The following is a 12,527-nucleotide window of genomic DNA, read 5'->3' on the forward strand; positions in this document are numbered from 1 at the left end:
GTGTTTAATACAAAAATATAGTTACTTTGAACTCGTTTTATAAAACACCACTTTCGTAATATGCAGATTGAAATCGATCACAATTTTTATGAAATAGTAAGTTGGGACAAAGGTTATATCCAAATTCAAGGTACAGGCTCGCCCTTTCGTGTGTATGCACCACCTTTTTATGATATTGCCTCTCTCAAGCAATATATTAGACTAAATCCGCCGGCATCTTCTGGCCATCATCAGTCCTATTCCTACTTGGAAAATCCCTATCATTTATTTACAAAACCCTACCTGGTTAAGGTTTTTACAACCTCAGCAGCACCTGTTATTGAACTTACATCAAGCAGTATCTGTGTTCACCAACGAAAGACTGTCAATACACTCAAGTTGCTCAAAGCCTGGAGCCTGGAATTGCTCTACAATGAACTGATCAATAGGATAGCCTATTGGGAAGAACAGCTCGACAACTATGCCGTTACGGCAATTCGTATCGGCAAGCTTTCTACCACGAATTATAAAATCAAGGGCAATGAAATCTATTTTTCGTCCCGATTGATTGATTTTGAGAAAGAACAGATTAATCTGATTGTTTTAGCAGCATTTTGTAAATTTTCCAAAAAAAACAAGAAAGAATCAGAAGCGATCTATAACGTGTACATCCCCAACTGGAGAGCATTTAATGTATATTAAAACATGGCAGACATCAGTGTACAATTAGCAATAACAGAAGACAGCAATTTTGAGTTGCTGCTAAACGATCCAACACAATTCTCAAAATTATTAGATATTGAACAGCAGCGGCTGATTGATGATCATGTTGTTGATCAGCTCAATGATCAAGATGGTGCACCAACACTGACAGATTTTAGCATCAGCAATATTCTCTTTGATCGCACGACGCTAAAGGGTTCTTTTCGCCTTCATTTTAAAATTTCCCGACAATTCTGCTGTAGCGATATCTCTTCCTGCCAGACAGACTACATTGATTTTAGCTTTACAAAAGAAGATAAAAAGATCTATGCAACAGGAAGTTATATTATTTGGACAATTCAATAAACGTACCCGTTTAAAATCGATGACAGATCAATTGAATTCAACTTAGGTATACGCATTTAAACATGAAAATTCCGGAGCGCTATAAAATTAACACGAGTTCGTTTTCCTATTATTGGACAAAAGGTATCGGTGCTAAGTTGCTTGATAAGTTGCCCAATAAACCAAATCTTGCAGATGCGGATCAATATATTCCGTTGTTATATCAGTACGATGAGGCCTGCGACCGACTGGTTGAACATTTACATCTAAAAATCGGCTTTGCAAAAGGGCAGCAACTGATTCGGGATTATCTCCAGGGCAAAGCCATCGAAAGCGTTTACGATAAACTGATTTCGGATTTTATGAATACCTTGTCAATAGAGCCTCAGTGGCTCGATTGGAAAAAGATAGAACAGGGAATTGCGCTCAGTCAGCGCTCAGGATTGACTGGGCTCATTGTATTACGCGATTATTGCCTCATGGGTGGTTATGAATCCAGCGCGATCAACAAGCCCTTGATTTTTACTGGGGCGCTTAAAAAAGGCGCCGTTAAACGCTTAACCGAAACAGTTACATTTTGGGTTGACATAACAGGTGACCATGCATTACGAAGAGGGGGCATTGGTTTTGAAGCCATTCTATTGACACGATGCATCCATTCCTTCGCACGCTTGAGTATATTGAAACATGGCGATTGGAACACTGACAAATGGGGTATCCCTTTAAATACATGGGATATGTTAGCAACCAACTTAGGTTTTTCATTAGTTTACTTAATTGGCCTTAAACTAATGAAATTCAAATTAATAGAAAATGAAATAAGTGGTATTATACATCTTTGGAAGTATATCGGAAGCTTATTGGGTATTCCTTTGGATCTGCTTCCAGACATTGAGGAAGAGGCTATCAAAGCGTTATATTATTGGACCATGACCCAAAAAGAGGGCGATCAGGACAGTATTGCATTAGCCCAAGCCCTTATGGAAGAACCGATACATGCAGCTTATCCAAGAAACAAGTTTGGCAGAAAATTAATGCGGGAGGTACATTTGTACTATAATAACTATCTACTGGGGAATTACTCCTGTAGTCTATTGGGACTGGAAAAGACAACGATTGGTAAGATTGCTTACTTTAACATTCTTAAAAACAAAAAGGATAATAGCCAGATCCTAAAGGATGAGGTCAGGCAGCAACAAATACGGAAAGGCCGAAAAGTCCATGAGGGAGTCAAGCAGATCTATTTGACATACAACTACCCAACATGACGCTCATAGGGCACCCTGGTAGCGATCGACCGGCCCAAGGTTAGCTCATCGACGTATTCCAGTTCACCTCCAAATGCGATACCACGCGCGATGGTTGTAATCTTAACATTAAACTCGCGCAATTTTCGGTACAGATAAAAAATGGTGGTATCCCCTTCCATCGTCGCTGAAAGCGCCAAAATTACCTCCTCAACATCACCACGTTGAATACGATTGAGCAATCCTTCAATTTTAAGGTCAGCAGGACCTATTCCGTCCATTGGTGAAATCAGCCCTCCCAGTACATGGTAAACACCTTGGTAAGAGTTTGTATTTTCGATGGCCATAACATCGCGCGTATCTTCCACTACACAGATTAAACTCTTTTCGCGTTTAAAGGATCCACATATTTCGCAGGTCGCCTGATCCGAAATATTAAAACACTCCTGACAATATTGGATATCTTCTTTCAAACGGTCAATAGACGCCGTAAAACGAGCCACTTCAGAATCAGATTGCTTCAATAGATGTAAGACTAGCCTTAATGCCGTCTTTTGTCCTACACCCGGTAATTTACCAAATTCCGCAACTGCGTTCTCAAGAAGTTTAGAAGAAAAATTCATAATGCAAATGTAAGAATAATCGTAAAAAGTAGCTAGTATTAAAAAAATAGCTATATTGTATTCCTTTTTGAAAAAAAAAGGGTTTTAGAAATTAAATGTATAACGTTATATATGGACATTACAAAAGAAGATAAAATTATCCGCGCTTTTGAGAATAAAACATGGCAGGAAATTAAAGTGAAAGATTCATGGCAGATTTTTAAAGTCATGTCAGAATTTGTGGATGGGTTTGAAAAATTGGCTAAAATTGGCCCCTGCGTATCCATATTTGGTTCTGCACGCACCCCACGTGAACACAAATATTATCAAATGGCTGTCGATATCGCTGCGCTACTAACTGAACGCGGTTATGGGATTATATCTGGAGGTGGCCCGGGGATTATGGAAGCAGCGAATAAAGGCGCTTATGAGTCTGGCGGAAAATCTGTAGGTTTGAATATCGAACTGCCATTTGAACAATTTCACAACAAATATATTGATCGGGACAAACTGCTTGAGTTCAAATACTTTTTTGTACGAAAAGTAATGTTTATGAAATACTCCCAAGGTTATATCGTTATGCCTGGTGGCTTCGGAACAATGGATGAACTCTTTGAAGCGATTACCCTGATTCAAACAGGTAAGATTGCGCGCTTCCCAATCGTATTGGTTGGTTCAGAATACTGGAAAGGCCTCATGGACTGGGTACAAAACACTATGCTATCAAACAAATATATCAGTGAAGAAGATCTCAAGCTTTACCGGATCGTCGATACAGCACAAGAAGCAGCAGATCATATTTTCCGTTTCTATGATAAGTATCTGTTGAAACCGAATTTCTAATCGCTATAAGATTAAATAAGACAAAAAAGAGTATCTAAACAATTTGGATACTCTTTTTTGTATTTTTATGTACTCGCTATCTATCCACAGCTTTCCATCCTAATCAAAATCAGGCCTATCCTCGCATCATTGCATTATCTGGCCATGGATCCGACAACTTAATTTCCTATTTTTTAGGCATAACTAAGCAGGATTTTAATACTATCGAACATAATGAAGCGTATGTATCCGTGCAAAAGGTATCTTCTACCACTATCCTTCCTTGTAGATCTGCTGCTCCAGCTCAACGGCTAACGTGGCTACTGAAAAATAAAATGGACATTTCCGCATAATGACAAAAAAAAGGGCCTAAGCCCTTTTTATATATAAAGATATGGATAAGATATACCGTAGCTACTTTTAGAAAACGCCCCATCTTTGTTTACTAATTCCGCCATTACAGTATGCATGTACTAATGTATGTCAAATTAACCCCTTAGAGAAAAAAACGAGGGGGACAAAGGGGGGACAAATCGCAATAATTTGATATACAAACCATTACATTTACATAATAAAATAGTAAAAAGTGATTTTTTAACAAAAAGAACAGGGGCCACTCTCATATCAAAAGCGCTGTCCAGCTATACGAGAAACGACAGATGCTATTTATGTATAAAAAGAAGACCTGAGGTTGGGAGCCCCAGGTCTTAACTAACCAATTATTAACCTAAATTATGAAAAGTCTTTTTTATTATTCTACAGAAGGAATATTTCAACTATTAGACCAAAAAGAGTATCAATTTAATATTTCACATTTTCTTAACACATTCCTGAGATTGATATGACGAATCTCTCTTTCTAGGTCGAATGTCTATACTATTGAATAATAATTAACTTATTGAAAGAGGTTATCCTTGGCAATTTTGTCATAGTCAGTGTCAGGTTCAGCAGCAACAAGCCCTGCAGGATTTTGGTTCATGAAATGCACCTTGTTGGGATAGCGCTCAGCCATTTGCCGAACTAGCTCCATCATATAATGATTGCTTGTGTAGGCTTTTACTTGAGATTTGATATCTTCGAAGTTAGTATACTGACCATATAACTCAATATATCCCATACCGTAAAACCGGCCATTTTCAATAACAATACAGCTCTTTTCTTCTATATTCCGCCCCTTATCGATAAATACATAAGAAGGCCTTTGCTTCAGCCATTCATCAATACAACGCTCCACGCGCGTATTATGCAGTGCCTGATCAGGCAAATCAGTTCGACTTAGCGATTTTGCTGCCAAACTAGCAGTGCCAAAATGACAAAACTGAGCACTTATTTCTCCGTCTTTCATAAAGGACTGTAATAATTGAATGGCATCATATTCCCGTTGAAATAACTGAATGCAATCTTGGATCCGATTCATTTTACCTATCGCCAAATGGAGATAACCATTTTGATCCTCATAGCAAAACAGACCGAATTTTGGCTCATACCGTTTAAGCGCTCGGTTATATTTTGGCCAAAGTCGTTTTATCTCCGCACATTCTAACAACAGTGACATTAGTTCTGTACCACAAGATTCATAACTAATATGATAGATCTCTTTTAAAAAATTTTGCCGCTGTGCCTGAATATTATTACCTGTAAAGTGGGATAATACCCTTTTTTTAATATTGACTGCCTTCCCCACATAAATCACCTTTCCATTTCTATCATGAAAATAATAAACACCGGCAGTACCGGGCAGTTGCTCAAATTCCTTCAAATCCAAATGCGGCGGAAACCGTTGATCGATAGCCTTATGTTTGATCATTTCCTGAAATACCTGCGTCGTATCGAGGGCGCGAAGATAAGCGAAAAGAATTGCTGTTGCATCAGCATCACCACCTGCGCGATGTCGATTTTCGATGGGTATATCAAGGTAATCACATAAACGGCCCAAACTATAAGATAAAAGACCCGGTTTAATCTTGCGGGCATAGCGTACGGTACACAATTTAATGGAAGACCAGTCTATTCCAGCCTCCTGAAGCTGAAAACGAATGAAGGAATAATCAAAATTGACGTTATGTGCAACAAAAACCCGATCTTTCAATAATGCATAAATTTCTGCTGCAACGTCCTCAAATAATGGTGCATCAGCAACCATGTCATTATCTATACCGGTAAGCGCAAAAATAGAATTTGGAATTTCAACGCCTGGATTTATCAAAGTCTCCCAACGATGCAGCACACGATTACCGTCATGTATAACGATTGCGATTTCAGTAATCCGGCTGGATTTTGCATTACCCCCTGTGGTTTCTATATCCACAATGGCAAACTCTTGTTTTTTGCTCCGATTAGTCATTCAGAAGCAAATATACTAACATATTTAGTATATCTATATATTTTAGCATTTATTTGGCGAACTTAAAGTATTTAGTCAGTGGATTACCGAGATAAGCCTGCTATGGTTTGGTCAATTTTCAGCAATATTCGACAGGATAAGGAATTCGAGGATGATGTTGACTAGATTTTGTTTATTTTGGATAGAGTTTTATATATCAAATTATCATCAATGGAAGTAATACATAAAAACGACGAAAAACACGGCAGTTTTGAGGCAGTGGATCAAGGAAAATCAGCTGCACAGATGACATACACTTGGGCTGGACCGACAAAATTTATCATTGACCACACCGAAGTTCGCGAAAACTATACAGGCAAGGGATTAGGCAAACAACTATTGATGGCTGCAGTCGCATTTGCCCGAAAAGAACACCTCAAAATCCTCCCCCTATGCCCCTTTGCAAAGTCAGTTTTTGACAAAGAAGCGGAGTTGGCCGATGTGCTTTTTTAGCGCAATGAGGAAATACAAAAAGCAGGTTGAATCTACCAAAGGCAGAGCTAACCTGCTTTTATTATTTAGATAAACCTGATTTCAACCAGGCTTATCCGAATACAAATGATTAAAATCTATTTACAAATTTAAAGATAAGATCTGCCGCCAATTTTGCTGTACGGGTATCTATATCAAAAGATGGATTTAACTCTGCGATATCCATGGACCTCAAATTAGGTAACCCAGTAATCACATCGTACAAATCAAAAAATAGATCATCAGGAACAATACCGTTGAAGGCTAGTGCACTTACACCTGGCGCATAAGGAGCAGCAAAAACATCTAGATCAACAGTTAAGTAGATATAATCAACCTCACTGGCAAATGCTTCAATTTGCTTCTTAATAGCATTAAATTTATCGGAGATCAGGTCTTTTCGTTCAATAATCTGCGTCCCCTTTGACTTTGCATAGCTGATAAGACCACTTGTATTGCTGATCTCCTGTATACCAATCGCCAAATAATGAAATGGCTGCTTCATACCTTTCCGATCTGCTTCGATCTGAAAAAATCCTGTACCTGAATTTCCCTGCCCTCCAGTAAGTGTACGCATATCCAAATGAGCATCCAGGTTGATAATACCGATCCGATGTCCACCATCAGCCAAAAAATCTTTTATTCCGAGATAATGCCCATAAGTCACCTCGTGCCCACCCCCCAATACAATAGGAAATCCACCCGCTTTAAGAATTGAAGACAATGCATAACCAAGCGTCAATTGAGCGGACCCTAAATCACTATCTTTAAGCAAAATATCACCAGCATCTTTAATTTTTAGTTCAGATGAAAAATGAACTGGCAGATTAGCAAGTACGTTTCGTATAGCGCCAGGTCCATCCTTCGCACCCACCCGTCCCTGGTTGCGGGCGACACCTTCGTCACTGCAAAACCCTAAGAACACCACTGACTGCTTCAAATCGGGATCGGACAACAGGTCTGTACATTCCATCAATTGATGCCAGCGCATCCAATCTCGTTGTTCGCCATCGATTCGTCCTTTCCAGACGACCTGGTCTCCTTTGGTATATAAGTCCCGCTGGTTAAGTAAAAGATTCATTCCTTATTCATTAAACAATTTATCAATAATATGGTCGTCCACCAGTTGAGCCCGAGTAACCCGTAGCGTTGGATTACTTTCCATTGCACTATCTAAGGCTTGATTTGCCTCCTTGTTTCGTGCCCAGGCGCGCCTAGCGATACCATTATTTACATCAAAATGCAACATTTTCTCCAGTTTGCCATCCGCGGCTGCTGAACCATCAAGCAACATTCCAAAACCGCCATTGATTACTTCGCCCCAGCCAACACCACCACCGTTGTGAATAGAGACCCAGGTCGCACCCCGAAAACTATCACCTATCACATTATGTATAGCCATGTCTGCGGTAAACTGGCTTCCGTCGTAAATATTGCTCGTCTCCCGATAAGGGGAATCCGTTCCACTGACATCATGATGATCACGTCCCAATACCACTGGGCCAGCAAGTTCTCCGTTTCGAACAGCTTCATTAAATGCTTTGGCAATCGCGATACGTCCATTAGAATCTGCATATAGGATGCGGGCTTGAGACCCAACGACCAACCTGTTTTTTCCGGCCTCTCTGATCCATTGGATATTATCCAACATTTGCTGTTGGATTTCCGCCGGCGCTATCGCTTGAAGCGATGTCAGTACATCCATTGCAAGCTGATCTGTTTTTTCCAGATCCGATGGCTCGCCGGAGGTACATACCCAACGAAATGGGCCAAATCCATAGTCAAAGCACATTGGTCCTAAAATATCCTGAACATAAGATGGATATCGGAACTTATCTGCATCTGGGCTCATTATTGCAGCTCCTGCGCGACTGCTTTCCAATAAAAATGCATTGCCATAATCAAAGAAATATGTACCCTTGGCAACATGCTTATTAATGGCATCTACATGACGAACTAAAGTTGCCTGAACAAGCTGCTTAAATCTATCTGGATCGGCAGCCATCAGCACATTGGATTCATCAAATGATAGGCCCATCGGATAGTATCCGCCGGACCAAGGATTGTGGAGTGAAGTCTGATCCGATCCGACAGTCACAAAGATATTCTCGTGGTCAAAGGCTTCCCAGACCTCCACAATATTACCAATATAAGCAAAAGATATCGTCTGCTTTTTATCCATCGCCATGCGAACCTGCTCCACCAATTGGGCAATATCTTCCACCAATACATCTACCCAACCCTGCTCGTATCTTTTTTTTGCAGCTGCAGGATTTACCTCAGCGCAGACGGTAATACAGCCGGCAATATTACCTGCCTTGGGCTGTGCACCACTCATGCCCCCGAGGCCAGAGGTCAAAAACACTTTTCCCTGGATAGACTCTCCAGCGGTAAGTTGCCGACGGAAGGCATTCATAACTGTAATCGTTGTTCCGTGTACAATACCTTGTGGACCAATATACATATAGGAACCTGCCGTCATCTGCCCATATTGGGTGACACCTAAGGCGTTAAACCGCTCCCAATCGTCAGGTTTCGAATAATTCGGAATCATCATGCCATTACTCACAACAACCCGGGGCGCATGTTCGGAAGACGGGAATAAGCCCATTGGATGACCGCTATACATATGCAGCGTCTGCTCATCCGTCATCTGCGAAAGATACTGCATTGTCAAACGATATTGTGCCCAGTTCTGAAATACGGCACCATTACCACCATACGTAATCAGCTCATGGGGATGTTGCGCAACTGCAGGATCCAAATTGTTCTGAATCATCAACATGATAGCCGCTGCTTGTTTACTTTTTGCCGGATAAGCTGTTATCGGGCGCGCATACATGGCATAACTTGGCCTAAAACGGTACATATAAATCCTTCCATAGACACGCAATTCCTCCAGAAACTCGGTCGCAAGTTCGGAATGCCAGGATTTTGGGAAGTAGCGCAGTGCGTTTCTCAGCGCAAGCTTTTCTTCTTTTTTCGAAAGAATATCTTTGCGTCGCGGTGCATGACTTACAGTCAGATCACGCGCTATCTTGGGAGGTAGCTGCGAAGGGATGCCTTCTGCGACTACACGACTAAATACATTTTCCATCATCGTACAATTGAAAACACTTCTTTACCATCTTTCCAAACAGCCGAAGGCTGCATACTTCCTTGATAATAAGTGATATTTTGATAATTATCGGTCTGAAATAAACTGAAATCCGCTCGCATTCCCTTTGCCAGCCTACCACGATCATGCAAATTCAAGGCATGTGCTGCCCGGAAGGTCAATGCTGACAAAACCTCCGCGTTGCTGAGCTTTTCCATTGTCGCCAATATACAGGCACTGGTCAGCAATTGGCCTATCGGGGCAGAACCGGGATTCCAGTCGCTTGCGATTGCTAGACTTGCACCGGCATCCAACAGTTTACGTGCTGGTGTAAACGCACAACCAATACCAATAGACGCCGCAGGCAATGCCACGGCAACCGTATCTGACTGTGCTAAAAGTTCAATTTCGTCTGCTGTGGACGCTTCAAGGTGATCAGCTGAACGGGCTCCTAATTCCACTGCAATTTGACTTCCGGAGGTACTGAACTGATCCGCATGAACCGTCAAATCGAAGCCCATTTCTTTAGCCCGTTGCAAATATGGCCTGATCGTTTCGGCGTCAAATGCTGTTTTTTCAATAAAAGCATCCACCCGATTAGCCAGTTGTAGTGCTTTCAATTTCGGGAAGAGCGTAGCTGCCATCAGATCAAGGTAATCTTTCGCCGATCCATTATAATCCCGTGGCAACATATGTGCTGCTAAACAGGTCGGAATTAAATCCGCAGCAGTTTGCCTATTTGCCCTTTTGACAGCATTTAGAATTTTAAGTTCTTCTTCAACTTGAAGACCATAACCGCTTTTAACTTCGACCGTTGTAATACCTTGACGCAATAGAAAATCAGCGCGATCAATGGTAAGTTGAACCAATGCATCTTCTGTACTGGCCCTGGTCTGGGAGACCGTACTCCAAATTCCACCACCGGCTTCCGCAATTTCCAGATAGGTAGAACCAGCATTACGAAGCGCAAAGTCGTTTGCGCGCTGTCCTGCAAAACTGATATGGGTATGGCAATCAACAAAGCCCGGTAAAACGACCTGATCGCATGCAAGACGGATGACGGTAGCTTTTTCCCGCCATTGTTGACACAAAAGGTTAAAATCACCTATTTCTTGAATGATGTCACCTTTAATCAAAATGCCGGCTTGATGAATGACCTGTAATTCGGTATCTTTGATAGCACCTTTCAATGACATGTGATCCATAGTCAATAATTGCCTGAAAGGGCCTATAAGTTTTAACTCTCTTTCCATGACCTCTCAATCTAAAATGTATCAAAACGTTCCACCAGCTCAGTTTCAATATCTTGCTGTGGATTAGCCTGTTGACGCAGTTTAATCAGTTCACCCGATTTAACCAATTCCAAAGCTTTCGTTAATAAACCCTCCATTGGCTGATCGGATTCAATATGTGGAATAAACTTCCGTATGCGTTCATGAACCGCTTCCAATGCCGGAGTAGACTGTAGTGGGTAATGATAATCCTTCGCCTGTGCTGCACACAGCAATTCAATGCTGAGAATTTTATCTACGTTATCTATGACTTGAAGCAGCTTTCTACCGGAAATAGAGCCCATACTTACATGATCTTCTTGTCCCAGTGATGTTGGAATACTATCCGCGCTCGCTGGAAAACACAAGCCCTTATTCTCACTTGCAATAGCAGCTGTACTATATTGAAGAATCATAAATCCCGAATTAAGGCCAGTCGACTTCATCAACAACTTAGGCACTCCATTGGTTTGCCCTTCTAGGGATAAATAGACCCTACGATCCGATATATTACCTATCTCCGACACCGCAAGCGCAGCATAATCCAAGGGCAAAGCGATGGACTGTCCATGGAAACTACCACCACTGATCGTTAATTCATCGTTTATAACAACAGGATTATCCGTTACTGAGTTGATTTCAATCTCAATAGTATCTTTTAAGTGAAGCCATGCATTACGTGAAGCCCCATGCACCTGTGGGATACAACGTAAAGAATATGGATCCTGAACGCGCGAACAATCTTTATGGCTTTCTAAAATAGCTGATCCATAAAGCAAAGAACGGATATTTGAAGCAACATAGCGATTGCCAGCATGTGGGCGCAGTTGATGTAATTCGGAAAAGAAAGGTTTAATGGATCCATTCAGCCCTTCGATCATCAGTGCGGCAATAATATCTGCATTCTGAAGCACTCTGTTGAACTCGCTAACAGCTTTTACGCCATGAGCCGCCATAAATTGTGTCCCGTTGATCAAGGCTAAGCCTTCCTTAGCGCCTAACTGAATAGGTTTGAGACCATGTTTCGTTAAAATAGTCTCCGTCGCATAGATCTCTCCGTTGATATTCACTTTGCCAAGACCGATCAGAGGTAAGAAAAGATGAGACAATGGCGCCAGATCTCCTGACGCACCGACTGAGCCCTGTTTGGGAACAACGGGAATAATATCCTGTTCGATGTGCCATATAATACGTTCTAATGTACTGTACTGAACACCCGAGAACCCCTTGGCCAATGCATGAACTTTCAATATAAGCATCACTTTGGCTAAATCATTTGCAATGGGCTCGCCCATCCCTACAGCGTGGCTCTTCAGGATATTCTCCTGCAACACCTGTGTCTGATCCGCATCAATCAGTGTCGTACAAAGCGGACCAAATCCCGTATTGATACCATAAACCACCTGCCCACGTTCGACAATCCGACGTACATAGGCTGCACTCCGATCAATATCGGTCTTCACTTCTGCTGAGATCTCCCCTTTAACTTCCCCTTTTGCTATTGCCAAAGCAATGGAACTGGTTAAGTGTCCACTGCCGTATAAAAATTTTTCCATTGTTATAAAGCTTTTATCAAATTTAGCCGCTATATTTAATAATCAGAAATAA

11 protein-coding genes are annotated in these 12,527 nt (G+C 41.4%); 5 read left to right on the top strand and 6 right to left on the bottom strand.

The features are described from left to right. Positions 1 to 60 precede the first annotated feature (60 nt). The 3 genes from ABDW32_RS20940 to ABDW32_RS20950 all read left to right on the top strand — a co-directional run bounded on the left by ABDW32_RS20940 (position 61) and on the right by ABDW32_RS20950 (position 2,294). A complete protein-coding gene (locus ABDW32_RS20940; protein WP_343565785.1) occupies positions 61 to 681 on the top strand; it encodes a hypothetical protein in 621 nt (206 codons plus the stop codon). A 3-nt stretch (positions 682 to 684) separates the two neighbouring features. After that, the gene (locus ABDW32_RS20945) at positions 685 to 1,047 is read left to right on the top strand and encodes a hypothetical protein (protein ID WP_343565786.1); all 363 of its coding nucleotides are present in this window, start codon (positions 685 to 687) and stop codon (positions 1,045 to 1,047) included. A 62-nt stretch (positions 1,048 to 1,109) separates the two neighbouring features. Then, entirely contained in the window at positions 1,110 to 2,294 is a 1,185-nt protein-coding gene (locus ABDW32_RS20950) for an oxygenase MpaB family protein (RefSeq protein ID WP_343565787.1), read from the top strand. On the opposite strand, the gene recR is transcribed toward ABDW32_RS20950, so the two are convergent. Further along, positions 2,282 to 2,896 carry a recombination mediator RecR gene (gene recR / locus ABDW32_RS20955; RefSeq protein ID WP_343565788.1) on the bottom strand — a complete coding sequence of 205 codons (615 nt, stop codon included), beginning with the start codon at positions 2,894 to 2,896 and terminating at the stop codon, positions 2,282 to 2,284. The genes ABDW32_RS20950 and recR overlap by 13 nt on opposite strands. A gap of 117 nt (positions 2,897 to 3,013) precedes the next feature. Between recR and ABDW32_RS20960 the strand changes: the two genes are divergently transcribed. Then, on the top strand, positions 3,014 to 3,718 hold the full coding sequence (locus ABDW32_RS20960) for a TIGR00730 family Rossman fold protein (RefSeq protein ID WP_343565910.1): 705 nt from the start codon (positions 3,014 to 3,016) through the stop codon (positions 3,716 to 3,718). Between the two features lie 874 nt (positions 3,719 to 4,592). Here the strand turns inward: ABDW32_RS20960 and ABDW32_RS20965 are convergent. After that, on the bottom strand, positions 4,593 to 6,041 hold the full coding sequence (locus tag ABDW32_RS20965; protein WP_343565789.1) for an exonuclease domain-containing protein: 1,449 nt from the start codon (positions 6,039 to 6,041) through the stop codon (positions 4,593 to 4,595). Between the two features lie 210 nt (positions 6,042 to 6,251). Here ABDW32_RS20965 and ABDW32_RS20970 point away from each other — a divergent pair, with 210 nt between their 5' ends. Continuing rightward, positions 6,252 to 6,533 (top strand): GNAT family N-acetyltransferase, encoded by a 282-nt coding sequence (locus ABDW32_RS20970; RefSeq protein WP_343565790.1) that lies wholly within the window; start codon positions 6,252 to 6,254, stop codon positions 6,531 to 6,533. Positions 6,534 to 6,642: 109 nt separating this feature from the next. On the opposite strand, the gene hutG is transcribed toward ABDW32_RS20970, so the two are convergent. The 4 genes from hutG to hutH are packed head-to-tail and all read right to left on the bottom strand — an operon-like array spanning position 6,643 to position 12,475. Further along, entirely contained in the window at positions 6,643 to 7,632 is a 990-nt protein-coding gene (gene hutG / locus ABDW32_RS20975; RefSeq protein WP_343565791.1) for a formimidoylglutamase, read from the bottom strand. A gap of 3 nt (positions 7,633 to 7,635) precedes the next feature. Next, positions 7,636 to 9,651: a urocanate hydratase gene (locus ABDW32_RS20980; RefSeq protein ID WP_343565792.1), complete on the bottom strand. Its 2,016-nt coding sequence runs from the start codon at positions 9,649 to 9,651 to the stop codon at positions 7,636 to 7,638. After that, a complete protein-coding gene (gene hutI / locus ABDW32_RS20985) occupies positions 9,648 to 10,901 on the bottom strand; it encodes an imidazolonepropionase (protein WP_343565793.1) in 1,254 nt (417 codons plus the stop codon). Before hutI ends, ABDW32_RS20980 begins: the two co-directional genes overlap by 4 nt. Before the next feature lie 11 nt (positions 10,902 to 10,912). Continuing rightward, positions 10,913 to 12,475: a histidine ammonia-lyase gene (gene hutH / locus ABDW32_RS20990; RefSeq protein WP_343565794.1), complete on the bottom strand. Its 1,563-nt coding sequence runs from the start codon at positions 12,473 to 12,475 to the stop codon at positions 10,913 to 10,915. Positions 12,476 to 12,527 lie beyond the last annotated feature (52 nt).

The organism is Sphingobacterium sp. (assembly GCF_039596235.1).
In the GTDB taxonomy this organism is placed as follows: domain Bacteria; phylum Bacteroidota; class Bacteroidia; order Sphingobacteriales; family Sphingobacteriaceae; genus Sphingobacterium.